The sequence below is a fragment of the Ignavibacteriales bacterium genome, from assembly GCA_016709155.1.
Lineage (GTDB): Bacteria > Bacteroidota > Ignavibacteria > Ignavibacteriales > Ignavibacteriaceae > JADJEI01.
In genome coordinates this window covers 38109-59826 of sequence record JADJEI010000001.1, presented here as the reverse complement: position 1 = coordinate 59826, position 21718 = coordinate 38109, and the positions used below count along the sequence as shown (strand labels likewise).

The window sequence follows — 21718 nt, the reverse complement described above, 5'->3', positions numbered from 1 at the left end:
ATGTTTAATTCCTTTATTCAATCGGTAATATATTTTGAGTATCGGATTCATTAACGGAAGAAAGGGAAGTAATTTTTGACGCAATTTGTATTAACATTGTGCATGCAGTTTTTAATGTCTTTGTTTGATAAAAAATTCAATTTAATTTAGAATAAACTTTTTCAATATTTATGATTATTGCACTCTGTCAGGTAAATTCTATTATAGGCGATATAGCTTTCAACAAAAAAAAAATTATTGATGGCTACCAAAAAGCAATTGAGGATAAAGCTGATCTCGTTCTTTTTCCGGAACTTATTTTAACCGGATATCCACCTTTAGATCTTGTCGAAAAAAAAGAATTCAGGGATGCGGTTGTGAATGCTGCCTCTGAAATTGCTTCTCAAACCGAAGAGGTTGGATTGCTTTTTGGGTCAATTACCGAAGACGATGATAATATTGGAACAGATATTCACAACTCAGCACTTCTGTGTTATAATGGCAAAATTCAATTCGTTCAACACAAATCATTAATTCCGAATTATGATGTATTTGATGAGATGAGATATTTTGATTCAGCTTCTGAGGTATTTACTCATGAATTTAAGGGTGAAAAATTAGGAATATCTATTTGCGAAGATATATGGAATGATAGTGATTATTGGTTTATGCGAAGATACAGTAATGACCCGGTTAAAAAACTGATTGAACAAGGAGCAACGGTACTTTTGAACATTTCAGCTAGTCCATATTCTTACGGAAAAAGAGAAGACCGCAGAAAAATGTTATCGGTTTTAACCAAAGATGACAGAGTTCCGTTAGCTTATGTTTGTAATGTCGGAGCGCAAACCGAATTAATTTTTGATGGTGCAAGTATGTGCTTCAATGCTAAAGGAAATTTAGTAAGGCTTGGTAAATCTTTTGAAGAGGACTATATTATTTTCGATACAAACAAAGAATACCCCGAAATAAATAATTCGGAAAAATCATTTGAAGAAGAAGTATTGAACTCTTTGATTTTCGGCTTAAAGGAGTACTGCAGCAAATTAAATTTTAAAAAAGTATTAATTGGATTGAGCGGCGGGATTGATTCAGCATTGGTCACTTACATTGCTGTAAAAGCTTTAGGGGCGGGGAATGTTCACGTGGTTTTATTACCTTCAAAATATTCAAGCGAAGGAAGTATCACAGATTCTTTAAATCTCATTCAGAATTTAAGCATCTCACACTCAAATATTTCAATACAATCCGCAGTTGATGAAGCGCTCAAAAAATTGTCATTGGAATTTAAATCATCAATGAAAGGCATTGTTGAAGAAAATCTGCAGGCAAGAATTCGTGGTGTTTATTTAATGGCTTTGGCGAACAATGAAAATTATCTTTTACTAACCACCGGCAATAAATCTGAAATGGCAACGGGTTATTGCACTTTGTATGGGGATATGAATGGAGGATTGGCTGTAATTGCTGATGTGTATAAAACAGATATTTATAGAATCTCAAATTATATTAATAGAAATAAAGAAATTATTCCACACAATATTATTGAAAAACCACCCTCTGCAGAACTCAAACCCAATCAAAAAGATCAGGATACACTTCCACCTTATGAAATCCTCGATAAAATTTTAAGAATGTATCTTGAAGAAAATAAAGAAGCAATTGAAATTAGTTCTACCGTTGGGGATAAGAAATTGGTCGAAAAGATATTGCGTATGGTTGACCTAAACGAATTCAAAAGAAGACAAGCTGCCCCGGCTTTACGTATTTCTAAAAAAGCTTTTGGTTATGGTAGAAGATATCCAATTGTTCAAGGCTGGAGAAAATAAAATTAATAAACTCAAATTCATGGAATCGTAATGAATAAATATTTTTATCTGATAGTAATTATTTTTTTAGTTGGTTTACAAGATTCGTCTTTATCTCAGTTTGGTCCTGAAGACTTAATCAGGATAAATACAATTTCATCATTTGATAAAGTGAATGCTGGTGGTCAATTTAAAATTGCTGTAAAATTAAATATCAAAGATACCTGGCATATAAATTCTGATAAACCTAAAGAAGATTATTTAATCCCGAGCCAGGTTAGCATTCAAATTCCAGAAGGGTTTAAGCTTGAGAAAACTAATTATCCCCCCGCGGAAGAAATTAAATTAGGGTTTTCGGATACACCTCTATCAGCATGGCAGGGAGAAGTATTGATTGGCTCACTTTTATCAATTGATAAAAGCATATTAGAAGGCAGCTATACACTAATTATTAATTTTGATTATCAAGCTTGCAACGACATGACTTGCTTACCCCCCTCGTCAATAACCGATACATTAATCATTCAGGTTGTCAACAGTCAGTCGGTTTCAAGTGAAATCAATCAGGATGAATTTAAAAAAATTGATTTTAGCTATGCTGATCTATCATCGAAAATAAATAAGACTTCCGAATCAGATAATTCAATTTCAAATATGCTTGAAAATAATGGACTATTCCTTGGTTTGTTGTTTGTATTTATCGGAGGTTTAGCTTTGAATCTTACGCCATGCGTTTATCCGCTTATTCCAATTACAATTGGGTTTTTCGGCGGACAGAGCGAAGGAAAAACTATTCGACTTTTTGGAATGGGTTTGCTTTTTGTGGTGGGAATGGCTGTTACATATTCAGTGATAGGCGTTGTGACTGCTTTAAGTGGTGCTGTGTTTGGTTCGCTCTTACAAAATCCAATCGTGATTATAATTATTGCTTTGATATTTTTAATATTATCGCTGAGCATGTTTGGATTATACGAATTTCAATTACCAAATTCGTGGGTTGCAAAGGCTGGTGGAGCAAAAGGCGGTTTTTACGGTGCATTCTTTATGGGGCTAACTATGGGTATTGTCGCTGCTCCTTGTATAGGTCCATTCGTGTTAGGATTAGTTACTTACGTGGCTGCAAAAGCGGATCCATATTTAGGATTTTTAATGTTCTTTGTACTTGCCCTTGGACTTGGTTTTCCCTATCTACTGCTTGCAATATTCTCTGGTAAAATAAAAAAATTGCCGAGAGCGGGTGAATGGATGGATGGGGTAAAACATATTTTTGGTTTCATTCTGATTGGAATGGCTTTGTACTTCATAATGCCTCTGCTTCCAAAATCATTTTCAGGATATGTCCTGCCTGTTTTTATGATTATAACTGCTGTTTACCTTTTAGTTTTTGATAAACTGGGCAACAGTGTAAAAGGTTTTAAAAATTTCAAAATAGTTTTTTCAGTATTACTCATTGCATTTGCGGTTTATAATCTTTTGCCATCCGCTAATACAAATACGATTGATTGGCAAGAGTATTCCGAATCAAAGTTAAGCGGCTCTATTGGACAAACTCCTGTGATTATAGATTTTTATGCTGACTGGTGTATCCCGTGTAAAGAATTAGATGCTATTACATTTTTAGATGATAAGGTTATTGAAGAGTCGAAAAAATTCCTGACTCTAAAAGCTGATATGACAAAATCTTTATCGCCTGATGTTGAATCTTTAAGAAATAAATTTAAGATTGTGGGAGTTCCAACAGTATTAATTCTTGATTCTAACGGCAATGAAACCAATAGGATAACAGGATTTGTAAATGCCGAAGAATTCATAGACATTATTAAAAGCATTCAATAAATATGATATGGTTCCAAAAAATCTTATTTTTACAATTGAATAATTTTGTTCTTATATAATTAATGATAGAAATAATTTTGGAATCGTATTTTATTTTTACTGTCAGCCCAAATACTATTTCATATAAAGTCGAATCCATTTTGTAATTCAAATTATAACAATAAAAAAGTTTTGAAAAACGAAATAAAGGATTCATCTCTTAAACAATAAATTAAAATTCAGAGTTAACAAATGATAGTTGATCTAAATTCAAAAAAACATACAAAAAAACTTACAGAAGTAACTGTTCGCTTTGCCGGTGATTCTGGTGATGGAATGCAGTTAACTGGAAGCCAATTCAGTGATACTACCGCTGCAGTCGGTAACGATTTAAGTACACTGCCCGATTATCCGGCAGAAATTCGCGCACCATTAGGCACACTCTACGGTGTCAGCGGATTCCAATTACATTTCAGCAGTAATGATATACATACACCGGGAGATAGACCAGACGTTTTAGTTGCAATGAACCCCGCAGCACTGAAAAAAAATATTTCAGAATTAAAGAAGGGTGGGATCATAATTGTCAACACTGATTCATTTGATGCGAGAAATTTAAAACTTGCTCATTATGAATCTAATCCTCTTGAAGATGATAGCCTAAAAGGATACGAATCCTACCCCGTACCCATTACTTCTTTAACCATTAAAGCTCTTGAAGGAAGTAAACTCTCAGTAAAAGAAGTCACACGCAGTAAAAACTTCTTTGCGCTTGGATTAATGTATTGGTTGTATAACAGACCACTTGAAAATACAATTAGCTGGATAAAAGATAAATTCAAAAATAAAGCTGATTTAGCTGACGCAAATTTAAAAGCATTGAAAGCAGGTTATAATTTCGGTGAAATTACAGAGCTATTTGAAACAAGGTATGAAGTGGACAAAGCAAAATTACCCGCAGGTACTTACAGAAGTATTTCAGGTAACGAAGCAACCGCACTTGGTTTCCTTGCGGCTTCGGTAAAAAGCAAATTGCCTTTATTTTTGGGATCATATCCGATAACACCGGCTTCTGATATTTTGCAATTTCTTAGTACGTACAAAAATTTTGGCGTTAAAACTTTTCAAGCCGAGGATGAGATTGCGGGTATTACCTCTGCTATTGGTGCTTCTTTCGCAGGAAGCCTTGCGCTTACAACAACAAGCGGTCCTGGATTAGCATTAAAAACAGAAGCCATGGGCTTAGCGGTTATGACAGAACTACCACTTGTTATAGTTAATGTGCAACGAGGCGGTCCAAGTACCGGTCTTCCAACTAAAACTGAACAAGCTGATCTTTTGCAAGCTGTTTATGGAAGAAATGGCGAGGCACCAATTCCGGTAATTGCTGCTTCTACTCCAAGCGATTGCTTTAATATGGCTTTTGAAGCTTCAAGAATTGCTGTTAAATTCATGACTCCTGTTATATTGTTAACCGATGGCTATTTGGCTAATGGTTCCGAACCCTGGAGGATTCCTCACGCAAATGAAATCCCCGATTTTCCGGTAAACTTCAGAACTGATTCAGAAGGTTTTCATCCATATTTGAGAGATGAAAATTTATCTAGACCCTGGACAAAACCCGGAACACCCGGCTTAGAACATAGAATTGGAGGGCTGGAGAAAGCGAATATCACAGGGAACGTTAGCTACGATCCGGAAAATCACGACTTGATGGTCAGATTAAGACAGCAAAAAATTAATAATATTGCAAATGATATTCCTGAGCTTTCTGTTGATGGTGAACAACAAGGTGAAGTACTTGTATTAGGATGGGGTGGAACTTACGGATCTATCAAAGAAGCTGTAATGCATGTAAGAAACAGAGGACATAAAGTATCGCAAGCTCATTTCAGATATATTAACCCATTCCCTAAAAACACATCTGAAGTTTTGAAGAAATTCAATAAAATTCTTGTACCGGAAATAAATCTTGGTCAGTTGTCCAAAATTTTAAAAAGTGAATTTCTTGCTCCTGTTGTCTCTTTTAATAAAGTTAGAGGACTGCCCTTGAGAACATCTGATATTGAAGATAAAATTTTAGAATTACTTGGAGAAAAAAAATAATGGAAGAAAAAGTAAAGACTCAATTAAAATTTACAGCAAAAGATTTTGCATCTGATCAGGAAGTCAGATGGTGTCCGGGTTGCGGAGATTATTCAATACTTGCCCAAGTTCAAAGATCCTTTCCTGATATTATTGAGAAAGAAAAAGAAAAAGTAGTATGGATTTCCGGTATTGGATGCTCATCAAGGTTTCCTTATTACATGAATACTTACGGTTTTCATAGTATCCACGGCAGGGCACCTGCAATAGCTACCGGAGTAAAAGTTGCCAATCCTGAACTCTCTGTCTGGGTTGCGACTGGTGATGGTGATTTACTGAGCATTGGAGGAAATCATTTTATTCATGCTTGCCGTCGAAACATTGATCTAAAAGTACTTCTATTTAATAATAAAATTTATGGATTAACTAAAGGTCAATATTCGCCAACTTCTGAAGTCGGTAAGAAAACGAAAACATCCCCCTATGGTTCAATAGATTACCCGTTCAATCCTATATCTGTTGCGCTTGGAAGCGATTCAACATTTATTGCCCGCACTATTGATACTAATCCTAAACACATGCAGACAATTATTAAAAGAGCTGCAGACCATAAAGGTTTTGCATTTATTGAAATCTTTCAGAACTGCGTAATCTTTAATGATGGCGCTTTTGATTCGTATTCAGATAAATCAGTTCGGGATGAAAACCTGCTATTTCTGGAACACAACCAGCCTATGTTATTTGGTGCTAAAAAAGACAAAGGGCTTAAATTAGTTGGGACAAAACCTGTAGTTATTAATATTAATGAACCAGGTAATAGCGTTAATGATGTTTTAGTTCATAATGAATTCGATGACAGTCCGGTACTTTCTATGATACTAAGTCATCTTAGTGATTCACCAAACATGCCGGTTCCTATTGGGGTGTTTAGACAAATAATGAAAACAACTTATGATGAAGCGGTAGCCAACCAAATTGCTGAGGTAAAGAAAATTAAGGGTGAAGGAGATTTGGAAAAATTACTTTTTGCAGGCAGCACATGGGAAGTAAATTAGTTTTTATCCCTTAATGAATATTTTATTTATTTTAAAATTCTAATGGGCTTCGGTTCATTAGAATTTTTTTTATAATAATAATTTCACCACTTTTATTTTTATAGTATCAAAAATATCTATTAATGTAACTTGCCGAAATGATAGATTTTCAAAAATTATCTGAAATAATTCTAAATAATAATTCATTCCTTGTAACAACACACGTCAATCCTGATGCTGATGCAATTGGTTCGGAGGTTGCTTTTGGGAACATACTTCGCGTATTAAATAAGGAGTATTTTATTATTAACCACAGCGAAACCCCTTACAACTTATTGTTTCTTGACAAGAAAAACGAAATTCAACAATATGATGCGGGTAAGCATAATTTTATTTTTGATAAAGTTGATGTCTTAGTGTGTTTAGACTTCAATCGCTCAGACCGCGTTGTTAGTATGCGTGATTCATTTATAAAATCTAAAAAGACTAAGATTGTAATTGATCATCATACCGACCCTGAAAATTTTTGTGATTATTATTTTATAGATCAGGCATTCAGCTCTACCGGCGAAATAATTTATCATCTAATTAAACGCACATCCATTGTAAAAATGAATTATGAACTGGCTAATCCAATTTATGCAGCAATTATGACGGACACAGGTTCATTTCGATTTGAAAAAACGAACTCTGCCTTGCATCTTATCGCCGCCGAACTACTTAACGAAGGCGTTATACCCTCTGAAGTTTATGATAAAATTTTTGACCAAAGTCAGTTTGGTAAAATCAAGCTGCTTGGTAATGCTCTAAACTCATTAAAGTTATTCGGAAAACAAGAGCAGATCGGTTACATGATCATCACCCAGAATGATTTCTCTAAATTTAATGCACTTGAATCAGATACTGATGGATTTGTCAATTTTGCTTTATCAATAAAGGGTGTGACAATCGGACTTTTATTTATCGAATTGAAAGATGGCTTTAAAGTTAGTTTTCGTTCGAAGGGGAACATACCTGTAAACGAAATTGCGAAATTGTGGGGCGGGGGTTTGGAAAAAGTATTTGATGTCAGATTTAGTGAATTGCAGAGGAAAAACTTTCTTTCCAAAAATGGAAAGGAAATTAGAGTTTCAAAAGATGAAGGCAAACCTGATGCAGTAATTATTCACAAAGTTATTCTTGATGCCAAATTTAATGTCGATTATTTCAGAAATCATCTTTCTAAGTTCATTCAAAATTTAGAAGAGGAACAAGTTCAGAATTTACATGTATTTATACCGAATTTCAGTTCGTTCAAAAAGTATTTTACTAACGAAGAATATTATTATCAAAGCTTTGTGGAAGGATTATTTTTAGGTAACTACACTTTTGATAAATATCTAAGTGAGAAAAAGCAAAAAAGACAACTGAATATTTTCTTTTATGCAGAAGATTCTAAAAAATTAAAATCAGCCATTCAGATTGCCAAAAATATTAATACCGGGCTTTCATTTACTCGCGATCTTCAGAATGAACCTTCAATTAATTTAACTCCCGAATTGCTTGCCAATCGCATAAAAGAAGAAATGGCTAAATTAAAAATAAAAACCATAGTATTTGATCAAAAAGAAATAACGCAGAAAAATATGGGAGGGTTATTAGCAGTCGGAATGGGGAGTTCTAATCCGGCAAGATTTATTCAAATAAACTACAAGTCTTCAAAATCTTCGAAGAAAAAACTTCCTACAATTTGTTTAGTTGGTAAAGGTGTTACCTTTGACAGCGGCGGCATTTCAATAAAACCTGCTGCCAATATGGGAGATATGAAAGCTGACATGTCAGGTGCGGCAGTAGTAGCCGGGACGATCATTGCCGCAGCAAAAAACAAAATTCCATTGAATATTATTGGCATTATACCTTCGGCGGAAAATATGATTTCAGGATCATCACTTCGCCCGGGTGATATTATTAAAACTTCTTCGGGAAAAACGATTGAAGTTGATAATACCGATGCTGAAGGTAGAGTGATTCTTGCAGATGCATTAGACTTCGCTTCAAAGATGAAACCAGATATAATAATTGACCTCGCAACTCTAACAGGCGCTTGTGTAGTAGCATTAGGTGAATTTGTTGGTGGTTTATTTAGTACGAATGATGAATTATCCAATTCATTATACGATGCCGGACAACGAACATTTGATAGAGTTTGGAGATTGCCACTCTGGGACGACTACGGCATATTAAACAAAAGTGAAATAGCAGATATCAAAAATCTTGGTGGCAGATGGGGCGGAGCAATTACGGCAGCTAAATTTCTCGAAAATTTTGTTAAACCTGAACTGAAATGGGCTCATTTAGACATTGCCGGTCCGGCTTTCCCAAATAGTTCGACGAACTATACAAAAAAATATATGACTGGATTTGGTGTGCGGCTTTTATCCGATTATTTGTCTAATTATAAATCTAAGTAATCTGCATATAGTCAATTATTCTTTAACTTACCATCAAACATCTCATAAACTTGATCGGCTATCTTGACTAATTCTGGATTGTGAGTTACTATTACAAGACTTCCCTTCAATTCATCTCTTATTTTAATAAATAACTTCCCAATTGACTCGCTATTCTCGGAATCAAGATTTCCTGTTGGTTCATCAGCTAAAATTATTTTGGGATCATTTACTAACGCTCTTGCTAGTGCTACTCTTTGCTGCTCCCCACCAGAAAGTTCTGCCGGTTTATTATTTACTCTTTCAGATAAGCCAACCATCTGCAGCAAAGTTTGGCTTTTTTCAAATGATTTTTGTCTGGAAATTTTATTAATCATTAATGGAATTGCTACATTTTCAAGGGCTGTAAATTCAGGAAGAAGATGATGAAACTGAAATACGAATCCAAGATTTTGATTTCGGAATTTAGCAAGTTCTGATTGTTTCATATCAGAAAATTTTCTATTGAAGAAATAAACATCGCCACTATCGGCTTTATCCAATCCGCTAAGTATGTGCAGAAGAGTGCTCTTCCCGGCACCAGAGGCGCCGATAATTGTTGTTATTTTATTTTCCTGAATTTCAATTGATATTCCCTTTAGAATATTTAATTGTTTATCCTTACCAACCTTATAGGACTTTACTAAATTTTCCGCTCTTAATATCGTTTTAATCATAATTAAAAATAAATTTTATTCCCATTTGATTGAATCTATTGGATTAAGTTTTGAAGCCTTTCTTGCCGGAATTAAGGATGCGAGAAATGTTAAGCTAAATGAAGCTCCAACTATAAAAAAGAAATCACTAATTTTAATTTCTATTGGGAGAGAATTGATTTTATACTGTGTTGGATCTAGTGGATAAATGTTATAATTTAATTGCAGCCAACAAACAAAGTAACCGATTAAAAGACCGACTATGGTTCCGATTATGCCAATCAAAATTCCTTCATACATAAAAATGCGGAGGATAGATTTTTCCTCCAGACCTAACGAGAACAACACTCCGATTTCTCTTTTTTTCTCTATAACAGACATCGATAATGACCCGAGCATATTAAAAGTTGAGACTGCAATAATGAGCGATAGAATTATGTAAGCAGACCATCTCTCAATTTGCATAACATTATACAACTCTTTATGAAAATCGTACCAAGTGTTTATTAAAAATTTTGAAGAATTAATTTGACTTTGCAATTCAGATTTAATCTGATAGGCATTAGCAGGATCATTTAGTTTAATATCATATCCCTGAATGCGATTGGCATATCCGAATAAATTTTGAGTGGTTGAGATGTCCGTAAATAAAAATGTCTGATCATACTCATTATTATTAGAACTGTATATACCGATCACAATCACATTTAACATTTTTGGAGCGGAATAGTTTAATATGGAATTCTCTATATTTGCCGGTGAGACTAAGGTAATCGTATCACCGGTGATCACTTGAAGTTTATCAGCAAGATTGATACCTAAAACTATTTTTGGTAATTGAGAATTATTTAGATTCGCTTTTCCAAAAAGAATGCTGCTGCCAATTTCATAAACTGAATTGATTTTATCTGACTCGATTCCTTTTAGGTTTGCTATTTGATATTTTCCTGCTCGATAGCAAAGTATTTTTCCGCTGATATAAGGACTGAAGGATTTAATTTCGGGCTTCTTAAGAAATTCTTCTACATTTCTTAACTCGTTGTTTCCAACATTTTCAGAAATTATTTCTAATCTCAAGTGAGGATCAAATTTCATAAGGAAGGATTGAACGAGCCCTTCAAATCCATTGAAGACTGAGAGCACAATTACTAATGCTGCTACTCCAATCGTAATTCCGAAAATAGAAAGCAGAGAAATTATAGAGATAAAGTTTAACTTATGTTTTGATACCAAATATCTTTTTGCTATAAAATACTCGATGTTCATTAGCTGAATCTAAGTGATGTGAGTGGACTGATTCTGGATGCGATATAACTTGGCAGTATAGATGCGATCAGACATAATAGTAATGCAAGCGCAGAAACTGAAACGAAATTTAAAATTGAAATATCGACAGGAACACTATTAACAAAATATACAGAGGAGGGGAGAGAAATAATATTAAATTCCTTCTGGAGTAAAATGAATGTTAAGGCTAAAAAATTTCCTATAAAAATTCCTATAACAGAAATGAATAGACCGTAGTACATAAAAATGGATACGATTGATTTATTTTTTGAACCAAGAGTTTTTAATATTCCAATCTCATTTGTCTTCTCAATAATTACTAAAAGTAAAGTGCCTACTATGTTAAATATCGCAACAAAAGTGATAAGAAAAAGTACTACGGGGATCAATTGTTTTTGCAATCCAATCCAGGTAAAAATATTTTTATGAATTTCATAAATGGAGTGAACTGAATAAGGATATTTTAGGTTATTCGCTAACACCTTAGTGATGCTGTCTATTGCAGAAGGATTTGCTAAGGTAATATCATAGCCTGTAATATTATTACCAATGCTAAAAAGAGATTGAGCATCTTCAAGATTCACATAAGCAAAAAGATCATCAAACTCAGACATACCACTTTCAAATAATCCAATCACTTTGAATCTTTTAATAGTTGGCAGGTTTTCCTGAGATGGAAGCCTATCATCTTTAAGCGAAAATATTGTAATCTGATCACCGGGCTTAACTAATAATTTATTCGCTAATTTTTTGCCAAGCACGATTGGAGGGGTGGTGGACTTTGTAAGTTCAATACTGCCGATTATCGAATTATTTTTTAGATAATTACTTAAACTTGCTGATGGAACGCCTTTAATATTTACACCTTCCTTAATTTTCCCGGAAGAAATGATAGACAATTTAGAAGCGTAAGGAACAATTTGATTTATTGAATTACCAATTAACTTTTCTACTTTTGTCTGTTCGTTTAGATAGTCGGGAAGAATATCCGCATAAGAAACTAATTTGATATGAGAGTCAAAATTGATAAGCTTTTGTGAAAGTGTATTCTCAAATCCCGATAAAATGCTTACGGTTATAATTAACGCAGCAACACCCAAACTAATGCCGCCTATTGTAATAGTAGAAATTAAACTAATGAAGTTAGAATTTTTCCGCGATTCTAAAAATCTGAATGAAAGGAATAATGTTAGGTACATTAAAAGTTGGTTATTTTTAGAAGCAATTTAATCAAGTAGCCGATTTATTTGAAATAAGAATTAATGGGTAAATTAGTGATGTTTGAAACGTGTGTGTCACTGATAAAAATTATTTTTGCGGATAAGCAGTCTTAAAATAATTAATTCTGTTAAAATTGTATATTTAAGCTTAGGGATTTATATTTGTAATCCAAATTTGATATAAGATTAATAATCCTTAAAATCTAAACAATAGTTTTTTCAGTATTTATTAACGATTGATATTAAGATTCGGGGCGTAGCGTAGCCCGGTATCGCGCCTGCTTTGGGAGCAGGATGTCGCAGGTTCAAATCCTGCCGCCCCGACAAAAATGAATTTGAGAAAATGAAATCGCGTACCGATAAGATCGGGAAGGCCGCAGGTTCAAATCCTGCCGCCCCGACAAAATAAATTTGAGAAAATGAAATCGCGTCCCGATAGGATCGGGAAGGTCGCAGGTTCAAATCCTGCCGCCCTGATAATATAAGCCCGTTTAAAGAGCGCCCGTAGCTCAATCGGATAGAGCATCAGCCTTCTAAGCTGAGGGTTAGTGGTTCGAATCCACTCGGGCGTACAAGATTTGTCCGATGGAAAAAGTATCAGCCTTCTAAGCTGAGGGCTTATGGTTTTGGCTAAGCTATCTCCTAGGGAGAATATAATCGGGCATAAAAAATGTTCTTTTTTATGGTGAGCGTAGCTCAGTTGGTTAGAGCACCAGGTTGTGGCCCTGGGGGTCGTGGGTTCAACTCCCATCGCTCACCCCATAACAATTAAAAATGAAAAATTCAGAATTAAAAATTTTATTCATTCTTGGCCCCATCGTCTAGTGGTTAGGACATAGCCCTTTCACGGCTGTAACAGGGGTTCAAATCCCCTTGGGGTCACCACAATCAGCCCTTGAACTTTAATGTTCGAGGGCTTTTTTATTTATTCAATTCCTTAATTCGTGCGCAAAGGTTGAACTCCAATAAATTTTTTTAGGATTTGGAGTTGAATTATATAATGCAAAGTACAGAATGACTTTTTGATAGTATTGAAAGTTGTTTTTTATTTTTTCCTCTATTTGCAATTGTATCTTATAAATTCTGGTCGCAGATTTATCAGGCAGTCGGGTAACTACCGAATTTAATTGATAAATAGCTGCATCTTCTTCTCGGGGTTCATAAAAGTATAATATAAGCTGTACAATTGTCAGATCACTTACCAAATCATTTAGCTTCGATGAATTAACCGGAATTGTAAAGCTTAGCTCATCTCCTTTTATTGAAACATCTTCAACTATGAATGGAACCCCAGCGGGAGTTATAATATTCCTGACAGAGATACCACACTTTTTAGTGAACTCTGAATTACACTTAATAATTTTCTGATAGTGGTTGCTGGCTTTTATTTTAGCGCGTTTCCAGATGAACTTTAATGCCGGGAATGAATTGACGAATCTGGAGAAATTTATATTCATCGCGAACCTTGATCTTGCTGTTACTGCTTCGGGTGAATTGCTGATTTTTTGATTTACAGGTCTCTTATATTTTACTTGATCTCCATTTCTTACTCTATAGACAAATTCGCCTACTGTTCCGCTTATCGGACCAAAAATACCGGGTTTAACTTTTACCAAAATAATTTTCTTCAAAGTGAATAAATATGTTTTATTTCAATCGTGTATAAAACCGAGTACATCTTTCTAAATAAAAATAACTAATTAGAGTGAATTAGGTGTATAATAGGAGTGAAATAGGAGCGTATGTGAAAAGCTATAGCTAAGAAATTTGAATGAATTACAGATAGTGTTATGAATAATTTAACCTGGATACAAGAAACTACATCTATTAATAAATACTCTTTAAACATAGAATTTTGCCGCGGTTGATAAATGTATTTTAGTATTAATTTTTGAACAGAGTCAATCTCTTAATCTTCCGATGGCACTGCTATCGTAGGTTTGTTAGAACACCTTTTTAACAAACGATACTTTATTACAGCCGAATAAAAGTTGTAAGACAGTCTCAATTTCAAATTTACTCAAGCAAAAAAAAAGTATTTTTCCAAATAGCTTTCACTTCCTAGTATTTATTCATAAATTATCAATGATCATAATTAAGGAGATTTATGAAAAACTTATTTTACTCTTCGTTCTTTATTGTATTGTTAATACCGATAATAATTATAGCCCAATCCGTTACTGGCAAATTGGTTGATGAAAATGGTGAGGGGCTTGCTGAAGTACAACTTCAACTTTATGCTGCTCAAAATGTTTATAATGCAGTTTCCCTCTCTGACGGATCATTTACTTTTGATAACGTTTCTAATGTCGAAGATAATCAGCTTCCAACAGGATATGCGGTTTCAAATAATTTTCCCAATCCATTTAACCCCACTACAAGAATAGGGATTACTATACCTGGCAGAGATAATGTTAAGATCGAAGTATTCAATCTACTCGGTCAAGCTGTTGCAGATGTGATAGAAAGGTCATTTAGTGCAGGTACAAATTTTATAGATTTAGAATTGAATGGATTACCAAATGGTTTATACTTTGCCAGAATAACTATTGATGAAAAATACTCGGTTACAAAAAAAATGATGCTGATTTATGGAAGCCAGCATCTGATAACAGGTGGAAGTACAATCAGTACCCAATTAAATAAACCTGACAATACCAAAGGCATGGCAAGCCATACATATCTTGATACAAATTTAGATAGTCTCGTAGCAACAAGCTTGATTTTCGGCAGAAAAACCTTTATGGATCTTCCTAACATAAGTGGGGATACACTTGAGTTAGGAAATTTAATCATCGATAGATTTTGTCCAGGAACCCCAACAGTTACTTACGAAGGCAAAACATATTATACTGTGCAGATAGGTGACCAATGTTGGCTGAGAAAAAACCTTGATGTAGGAACAACTATTGGCGGAAGCCAAAATGCAACTGACAACGGAGTAATTGAAAAATATTGCTATGATAATGACCCTGCAAATTGTTTTACTTACGGTGGTTTATACCAATGGGATGAAGCGATGCAATATGTAACAACTGAAGGTACTAAAGGGATTTGTCCCCCACGTTGGCATTTTCCAACAGTAGCAGACTTTCAAAAGTTAATGACTGAAGTAGGCGGATATTTTAATGGAAATGCACTGAAAGAAATTGGACAAGGAACAGGTGACGGTGCTGGAACAAACACTAGCGGTTTTTCCGCGCTGTTGGCGGGCTACCGGTTCAGCCTTGGTTTCTTCGACAATTTAGGGTACATCACTGGCTTATGGAGTTCTACGGAGTTCAATGCTACTAAGGCTTATGGCCTGTACTTATACTATGATATTAGTTCTGCTAGTCTGGCTTACGATTCCAAAGTTCACGGTTCTAGTGTTCGTTGCGTGAAGGATTAGGCTAGTTGTCTTCTCTCAAACCTCGGAGGTTTGAAAGAGTTTAAAGTTTGAGCAATACAATATGGCCTTAACAGAAGAGTTCCCAATATACAAAGCAACTTACAATTTGGTTTTAGTATTATTTGGCTTTGTAAAAAACTTTAGTAAAGAATACAAGTACAAAATAGGGGAGAGTATAAAAAAGAAAGCTATTAACGCTGTTACAAATGTTTACCGTGCAAACTGCAGCCAGGATAAAACAATGCACTTAACTAAAGCAAGAAAACACATAGAAGTAATACGCTTATATGTACGTTTATTAAAAGATCTTCATCAAATAAGCGTAAAGCAATTAGTCTTTGTAAATGGATATATTGAAAACGTATCCAAGCAGCTTACAGGCTGGCAAAAATCACAAAAAAAACCCTTCGACAAGCTCAGGGTGACATTGTGCAGTGTGTTAATTTCTACATTAAACCTCCGAGGTTTGTTAGAACCCCTTTTTTACAAACGATACTTCATTACAGCCGAATAAAAGTTGTAAGACAGTCTCAATTTCAAATTTACTCAAGCAAAAAAAAAGTATTTTTCCAAATAGCTTTCACTTCCTAATATTTATTCATAAATTATCAATGATCATAATTAAGGAGATTTATGAAAAAGTTATTTACAAGTTTCGTATCAATTCTTTTTATACTTACTCTTCTATTTATACAAAGTTGTAAAAAGGATGATGAAAATCCTGTTACGCCACCCGCTGAAAGACCAACCTACGAAGGTTCCGGAATAGTTGGAACGACTGGTGCCTTGATAATTATTACTGATGCAAACTCTCCAATTAAGGGGGCTTATGTTGATATTCCCGAGGGTGCTTTATCTTCAAACACTAACATCACAATTTCTTTAGCTCCATCTAGTATCCAATATCTATCTGATACAACTTCAATTATCATTAGATTTGAACCTGATGGCTTAACATTTAATAAGCCAGTTACGATTGGTATTCCTTAGAAAAACGTACAAAGCACATCTGATCTGAAAGCCTCTTATTATGTGCCTGATGAAAATATTCTTGAAAATTTACCTCTTAAATCAGTTGATACTAATAATAAACTTGGCATTCTAGAAACGATTCATTTTTCAAATTTTCTTGTTGATGATGATGGCACACAGGCTTCAGTAACTATGTATCAAAATTCAGGTAAAATAAGTGCAAATATATTAATTGATGGCTTTAATAATAATCAAAATGTTGGGTTAATAGGAATACCAACTCTAGTTTGGTCTTGGCCATTTGGAATTTTTAACGCGAAACAAGCAATAGACCAAGCAACATTTTTGGTCGGTAATCTTCCACCCTGGATGGTATTAAGAGTTGAGTTGATGGAAAAAAAACGATTATTGGTTCTCTACTAGCAGGAAGTAAAATTACTTGCCTTTGAAAGGACAGGAAATACATCATCTCAATTAGGTGGAAAGTTATATAGTAAATACCCGCCAGACGCGTTGCTAAGTTATCAACTGGACCAACTATGCACTGCTCCTACTCAAAACTCAGATCAAAGAGAACCGTGGTTTAGTGGAGATCCATACATTTTTAATTTTGATTATCAAGTTAATACCCAGAAAGAATATTTCGTTAAAGTAAAATGGGTTATAGCAAATGGGCCAAATTTTGGCAACTACATCCTGAATAGTGATGCAACCCATATTTACTCCTTTGATAATTATGAGTATGCAAAAAAAATATCTCAATTAACCAATAGTACATTGGATGATAATAATAATTCTATTATAGACAGTTACGAATTACAGGTAAATTTCCCGCCAAATAAACCTACGAATCCTGCACCAACTAACGGTGCGACAAATCAATTCACTAACTCTGATTTAACTTGGACTTGTACTGATCCGGAGAACGATCAATTAACTTATGATATTTATTTAGGGACTTCATCTACACCACCATTAGTAAAAAGTGATAATGCTTCGTTAAGTTATGACCCTGGTTTACTAAATCAGAATTCCACTTATTATTGGCAAATAATTGTTAAAGATAACAAGGGTAATTCGACCACCGGTGATATTTGGAATTTTTCTACAAGTAGCGGTACCAATAATCAAGCACCAAATGAACCTAGTAACCCGAATCCAATAAATAATGCAACGTATCAATCTACTTCTCCAACTTTAAGTTGGGATTGCTCAGATCCAGATGGTGACCCCATAAGTTATGATGTTTGGTTGAGCACATCTAATCCCCCTAATGTTAAAGTATCTTCTTTACAGACAGAAAAAAGTTATAACGCTTCAGGATTAAATTATAATTCAAATTATTATTGGCAGATATTCGCAAAAGATGATCAAGGTAATATTACAAATGGTCCAGTTTGGAAATTTACCACCACAAATTCTGATGTATTACCTTTCAACGAGGGATTTGAATCAGGGGGATTCAATTATGGAAATTGGGAAAGTTATGGCACCGTTCAGATATCTTCAAACTCACCGTATCAAGGCATTTATGCATTATCAGGTGGGGCAGGCAATTGGTATATTTCTAGAAGTTTTGGAAATCTATTAGAACAGAGCACCATTAGAAGTTCTACTATGATTAAGATTTCCTCAGTAGATAATCTATTGCCTAGTTTTCAAATAAACTTTTTTTCCGACTATGCTTATCATAGTGCAATAGGTGTTTTATTCGGAGGTGGTGGAATTGGTTTTAGTAGTAATGATATAATCACAATAGATGCGAATGTAGGCTCAGGGGAAAAAATTGGTGAATTTTCAACCAATCAATGGTTTAAAGTTGATATAGTATTTAATCTTCAAAACAAATTATTTGATATTTATCTGGATGATATTTTAATAGCAGATGATTTTGGTATGACTGATAATTCACCAACTTATTTTTCAATCGGTACTGAAAGTAATATATCTGTTACTAAGGTAGATGATATCTTAATAGAAAAATTAAACAATTCGTCGCCAGCACAACCAAGTAATCCAATACCAGCCAACAATGAAACAAATCAACTTCCCTGACACTTAGTTGGGAATGCAGTGACCCTGATGGTGATCCCCTGACATACGATGTTTGGTTAAGTAAAACAAATCCTCCTGATGTTAAAGTATCTTCCGCACAAGCGACGCAAAGTTACAATGCTTCTGCGTTAGATAATAATTCAACTTATTACTGGCAGATATTTGCAAAAGATAATCAAGGTAATATGACAAATGGTCCTGTTTGGAACTTTACAACCGAAAGCGGAGGTGGGGGTGGAGAACCTTGTCCAGGAACGGTTACTTATGAGGGTAAAACCTACAACACAGTTCTGATAGGTGAACAGTGTTGGTTAAGAGAAAATCTTGATGTAGGCACGAGAATAGACGGAATCCAAAACGCAACTGACAACGGAGTAATTGAAAAATATTGCTATGATAATGACCCTGCAAATTGTACAACTTACGGCGGTTTATACCAGTGGAATGAAGCAATGCAATATGTAACAACTGAAGGTACTAAAGGGATCTGCCCATCAGGTTGGCACTTACCAACATTAGCAGAGTTTCAAACTCTTGTAACAACAGTTAATTATGATGGAAATTCACTTAAGGCAATTGGACAAGGAACAGGTGAGGGCGCAGGAACAAACACTAGCGGCTTTTCCGCGTTGTTGGCGGGTTACCGTTTCTTCAATGGCTTCTTCTACGATTTAGGTTACTACACTGACTTTTGGAGTTCTACGGAGTACGATACAGGTTACGCTTACTACCTGTCCCTGTACTATATTGGTAGTAATATCGGCCTCTACGACGATGGCAAGGCATACGGTTTTAGTGTTCGTTGCCTTAAGGATTAAACTATTTGTCTATTTTGCTTACCCCGCGTAAGCGGGGTTCGATTTTACTAAAAAAAACCTCCGATGGCAATGCCACTAAACCTCTGAGGTTTGGATAAAAAAGTATTAAAAATAAAAAAGGAGTTTGAACAGCAGTAAAAAAATAATGGTGAGAGTTACTTTTAGCTAAGGCAAAAGTAAGAGAACCTTTTTTAATCCCACAATCCGCCCCGACATGTTGAGGCAATTTTAAGTTATAGTGGTTTTACACTTTAATAAATAAAGTGATTGTTTATGCTTTCCGCGTTGTTGGCGGGCAACCGAAACAACAATGGCAACTTCAACAATTTAGGTAACAACACTAACTTTTGGAGTTCTACGGAGAACAATACAAATAACGCTAACAACCTGAACCTGAACTATAATGATAGTAATATCAACCTCAACAACGATAACAAGGAAAACGGTTTTAGTGTTCGTTGCCTTAAGGATTCAAATATAAATTACTGCTGTTCAATATATTATGCTTAATAATTTGTTAGAGGATTTATTTACCGCATATTTTGATGCGCGTAGAAATAAAAGAAATACTATTAATGCTTTGTCATTTGAGCTTAATTATGAAAGTAATCTTTTTAGACTATATGAGGAGATAGATGAAAGAAATTATAAAATAGCCAGAAGTATATGTTTTATCAATTTTGATCCAGTTCAAAGAGAGATTTTTGCTGCTGATTTCAGGGACAGAATAGTTCACCATCTTGTTTTTAATTATATAAATCCAATCTTCGATAAAACCTTTATAAACGATAGTTATAGCTGCAGAAAGAATAGGGGTACGCATTATGGTATAAAGAGAATCAGAAGGTTCATAAGTCAGTGCTCTAACAATTATGCTAAAGATTGTTACATAATGAAGCTTGATATTGAGGGTTATTTTATGAAAATGGATAGAGAAATACTTTATCAAAAAATAACGGACGTATTAAGACAAAAGCGCGATAACTTAAATTGCGATACTAATCTTCTTAAGTATCTTCTACAAAAAATAATATTTAATGATCCTACTATTAATTGTAATATTAGAGGTAAAAAGTCTGACTGGAAAGGATTACCAGAAAGTAAAAGTCTTTTTTGTGCTGAAGATAATAAAGGATTCCCAATTGGAAATCTAACCTCTCAATTATTTGGTAACATTTACTTAAATGAGTTTGACCATTTTGTAAAAGATGAGTTGAAAATAAAATATTATGGAAGATATGTTGATGACTGTGTGCTTGTTCATCAAGATAAACACTACTTGCTCGAATGCAGAGAAAGAATTAGGAATTATTTGAAGAAAAGATTAGCACTTACTTTGCATCCGAAGAAATTTTACCTGCAACATTATTTTAAGGGAGTTCAATTTCTCGGTGCATGTATCAAACCCTATCGCATTTATATCGGTAAAAGATGCAAAACAAATTTTTATAGAAAAATTTCGGATTGGAACGGTAAAATAAAAATCGCGAAAGACGGATTATCAGAAGATCAAAAAATAGAATGTCGGGCAAATATCAATTCGTATCTTGGCTTGATGAAGCACTACAATACATATAAATTAAGAAAGAAGATTATTTTAAAACCTATAAATAATTCATTCTTAAAATTTTTTAAAGTTCCAGAATCTTTGGATAAAATAATATTGCGTTAATTTAGTAATTCAAAAAAACCTCCGATGGCACTGCCATCAGAAGTTTGGTAAAAAGGTTTGGATGTTACGATATGGCATTAACAGAAGAGTTACCAATTTATAAAGCCACTTACGATTTGGTTTTAGTAATATTTAGCTTTGTAAAAAATTTTAATAAAGAATACAAGTACACAATTGGTGAAAGTATAAAAAAGGAAGCTATTGAAGTGGTTACAAATGTTTATCGTGCAAATTGCACTCAAGACAAAACAATTCATTTAACTAAAGCAAGAGAAAATATAGAAGTAATAAGATTATATATTAGGTTATTAAAAGACCTTCATCAAATAAACGTAAAACAATTGGTATTTGTAAACGTATATATAGAAAATGTATCAAAGCAGCTTACAGGCTGGCAAAAAGCACAAAAAAACCCTTCGACAAGCTCAGGGTGACAATGCGCAGTGTGCGAATTTTTT

18 protein-coding genes and 4 tRNA genes are annotated in these 21718 nt (G+C 34.3%); 18 read left to right on the top strand and 4 right to left on the bottom strand.

What is annotated here, in order from left to right; all coding sequences use genetic code 11:
- The first annotated feature begins 170 nt into the window (after positions 1–170).
- From IPH11_00290 to IPH11_00270, 5 genes are all read left to right on the top strand, one after another.
- Positions 171–1808, top strand: coding sequence for an NAD+ synthase (locus IPH11_00290; protein ID MBK6912181.1), 1638 nt, complete (start codon positions 171–173; stop codon positions 1806–1808).
- A 30-nt stretch (positions 1809–1838) separates the two neighbouring features.
- Positions 1839–3623 carry a thioredoxin fold domain-containing protein gene (locus IPH11_00285; protein MBK6912180.1) on the top strand — a complete coding sequence of 595 codons (1785 nt, stop codon included), beginning with the start codon at positions 1839–1841 and terminating at the stop codon, positions 3621–3623.
- A 231-nt stretch (positions 3624–3854) separates the two neighbouring features.
- The gene (locus tag IPH11_00280; GenBank protein MBK6912179.1) at positions 3855–5708 is read left to right on the top strand and encodes a 2-oxoacid:acceptor oxidoreductase subunit alpha; all 1854 of its coding nucleotides are present in this window, start codon (positions 3855–3857) and stop codon (positions 5706–5708) included.
- Positions 5708–6742, top strand: coding sequence for a 2-oxoacid:ferredoxin oxidoreductase subunit beta (locus tag IPH11_00275; GenBank protein ID MBK6912178.1), 1035 nt, complete (start codon positions 5708–5710; stop codon positions 6740–6742). The genes IPH11_00280 and IPH11_00275 overlap by 1 nt, the downstream gene beginning before the upstream one ends.
- Positions 6743–7662: 920 nt before the next feature.
- Entirely contained in the window at positions 7663–9171 is a 1509-nt protein-coding gene (locus IPH11_00270) for a leucyl aminopeptidase (protein MBK6912177.1), read from the top strand.
- 11 nt (positions 9172–9182) lie between these two features.
- Here IPH11_00270 and IPH11_00265 read toward each other — a convergent pair whose 3' ends face one another.
- Genes IPH11_00265 through IPH11_00255 form a run of 3 tightly spaced genes read right to left on the bottom strand, consistent with a single transcriptional unit; the run spans position 9183 to position 12331 of the window.
- Positions 9183–9866, bottom strand: coding sequence for an ABC transporter ATP-binding protein (locus IPH11_00265; GenBank protein ID MBK6912176.1), 684 nt, complete (start codon positions 9864–9866; stop codon positions 9183–9185).
- 15 nt (positions 9867–9881) lie between these two features.
- On the bottom strand, positions 9882–11111 hold the full coding sequence (locus IPH11_00260; protein MBK6912175.1) for an ABC transporter permease: 1230 nt from the start codon (positions 11109–11111) through the stop codon (positions 9882–9884).
- The gene (locus IPH11_00255; GenBank protein ID MBK6912174.1) at positions 11111–12331 is read right to left on the bottom strand and encodes an ABC transporter permease; all 1221 of its coding nucleotides are present in this window, start codon (positions 12329–12331) and stop codon (positions 11111–11113) included. The genes IPH11_00260 and IPH11_00255 overlap by 1 nt, the downstream gene beginning before the upstream one ends.
- 271 nt (positions 12332–12602) lie before the next feature.
- Here IPH11_00255 and IPH11_00250 point away from each other — a divergent pair.
- The 4 genes from IPH11_00250 (at position 12603) to IPH11_00235 (ending at position 13237) form a co-directional block, all read left to right on the top strand.
- Positions 12603–12676 (top strand) — tRNA-Pro (locus IPH11_00250).
- A 174-nt stretch (positions 12677–12850) separates the two neighbouring features.
- Positions 12851–12924, top strand: a tRNA-Arg gene (locus tag IPH11_00245).
- Positions 12925–13037: 113 nt separating this feature from the next.
- Positions 13038–13114 (top strand) — tRNA-His (locus tag IPH11_00240).
- 48 nt (positions 13115–13162) lie between these two features.
- Positions 13163–13237 (top strand) — tRNA-Glu (locus IPH11_00235).
- A gap of 44 nt (positions 13238–13281) precedes the next feature.
- Here the strand turns inward: IPH11_00235 and IPH11_00230 are convergent.
- The gene (locus tag IPH11_00230) at positions 13282–13968 is read right to left on the bottom strand and encodes a hypothetical protein (GenBank protein ID MBK6912173.1); all 687 of its coding nucleotides are present in this window, start codon (positions 13966–13968) and stop codon (positions 13282–13284) included.
- 491 nt (positions 13969–14459) lie between these two features.
- On the opposite strand from IPH11_00230, the gene IPH11_00225 reads away from it, so the two are divergent.
- The 9 genes from IPH11_00225 (at position 14460) to IPH11_00185 (ending at position 21694) form a co-directional block, all read left to right on the top strand.
- Positions 14460–15743: a T9SS type A sorting domain-containing protein gene (locus tag IPH11_00225; GenBank protein ID MBK6912172.1), complete on the top strand. Its 1284-nt coding sequence runs from the start codon at positions 14460–14462 to the stop codon at positions 15741–15743.
- 61 nt (positions 15744–15804) lie between these two features.
- The gene (locus tag IPH11_00220; GenBank protein MBK6912171.1) at positions 15805–16257 is read left to right on the top strand and encodes a four helix bundle protein; all 453 of its coding nucleotides are present in this window, start codon (positions 15805–15807) and stop codon (positions 16255–16257) included.
- Between the two features lie 119 nt (positions 16258–16376).
- Positions 16377–16733 carry a hypothetical protein gene (locus IPH11_00215; GenBank protein ID MBK6912170.1) on the top strand — a complete coding sequence of 119 codons (357 nt, stop codon included), beginning with the start codon at positions 16377–16379 and terminating at the stop codon, positions 16731–16733.
- A gap of 42 nt (positions 16734–16775) precedes the next feature.
- Positions 16776–17138 carry a hypothetical protein gene (locus tag IPH11_00210; GenBank protein MBK6912169.1) on the top strand — a complete coding sequence of 121 codons (363 nt, stop codon included), beginning with the start codon at positions 16776–16778 and terminating at the stop codon, positions 17136–17138.
- Between the two features lie 90 nt (positions 17139–17228).
- Positions 17229–18770 carry a fibronectin type III domain-containing protein gene (locus IPH11_00205; GenBank protein MBK6912168.1) on the top strand — a complete coding sequence of 514 codons (1542 nt, stop codon included), beginning with the start codon at positions 17229–17231 and terminating at the stop codon, positions 18768–18770.
- Positions 18771–18955: 185 nt separating this feature from the next.
- Entirely contained in the window at positions 18956–19588 is a 633-nt protein-coding gene (locus tag IPH11_00200; protein MBK6912167.1) for a hypothetical protein, read from the top strand.
- A 273-nt stretch (positions 19589–19861) separates the two neighbouring features.
- On the top strand, positions 19862–20098 hold the full coding sequence (locus tag IPH11_00195; protein ID MBK6912166.1) for a hypothetical protein: 237 nt from the start codon (positions 19862–19864) through the stop codon (positions 20096–20098).
- The gene (locus tag IPH11_00190) at positions 20091–21260 is read left to right on the top strand and encodes a group II intron reverse transcriptase domain-containing protein (GenBank protein ID MBK6912165.1); all 1170 of its coding nucleotides are present in this window, start codon (positions 20091–20093) and stop codon (positions 21258–21260) included. The genes IPH11_00195 and IPH11_00190 overlap by 8 nt, the downstream gene beginning before the upstream one ends.
- A 71-nt stretch (positions 21261–21331) precedes the next feature.
- Positions 21332–21694, top strand: a complete 363-nt coding sequence (locus IPH11_00185; protein ID MBK6912164.1) for a four helix bundle protein — start codon at positions 21332–21334, stop codon at positions 21692–21694.
- Positions 21695–21718: the final 24 nt, after the last annotated feature.

Coding starts and splice junctions, on each gene's coding strand:
- IPH11_00185 (MBK6912164.1), top strand. CDS start 21,332: ATGGCATTAACAGAAGAGTTACCAATTTATAAAGCCACTTACGATTTG.
- IPH11_00220 (MBK6912171.1), top strand. CDS start 15,805: ATGGCCTTAACAGAAGAGTTCCCAATATACAAAGCAACTTACAATTTG.
- IPH11_00195 (MBK6912166.1), top strand. CDS start 19,862: ATGCTTTCCGCGTTGTTGGCGGGCAACCGAAACAACAATGGCAACTTC.
- IPH11_00200 (MBK6912167.1), top strand. CDS start 18,956: ATGACAAATGGTCCTGTTTGGAACTTTACAACCGAAAGCGGAGGTGGG.
- IPH11_00290 (MBK6912181.1), top strand. CDS start 171: ATGATTATTGCACTCTGTCAGGTAAATTCTATTATAGGCGATATAGCT.
- IPH11_00265 (MBK6912176.1), bottom strand. CDS start 9,866: ATGATTAAAACGATATTAAGAGCGGAAAATTTAGTAAAGTCCTATAAG.
- IPH11_00280 (MBK6912179.1), top strand. CDS start 3,855: ATGATAGTTGATCTAAATTCAAAAAAACATACAAAAAAACTTACAGAA.
- IPH11_00190 (MBK6912165.1), top strand. CDS start 20,091: ATGCTTAATAATTTGTTAGAGGATTTATTTACCGCATATTTTGATGCG.
- IPH11_00255 (MBK6912174.1), bottom strand. CDS start 12,331: ATGTACCTAACATTATTCCTTTCATTCAGATTTTTAGAATCGCGGAAA.
- IPH11_00275 (MBK6912178.1), top strand. CDS start 5,708: ATGGAAGAAAAAGTAAAGACTCAATTAAAATTTACAGCAAAAGATTTT.
- IPH11_00215 (MBK6912170.1), top strand. CDS start 16,377: ATGAAAAAGTTATTTACAAGTTTCGTATCAATTCTTTTTATACTTACT.
- IPH11_00260 (MBK6912175.1), bottom strand. CDS start 11,111: ATGAACATCGAGTATTTTATAGCAAAAAGATATTTGGTATCAAAACAT.
- IPH11_00285 (MBK6912180.1), top strand. CDS start 1,839: ATGAATAAATATTTTTATCTGATAGTAATTATTTTTTTAGTTGGTTTA.
- IPH11_00225 (MBK6912172.1), top strand. CDS start 14,460: ATGAAAAACTTATTTTACTCTTCGTTCTTTATTGTATTGTTAATACCG.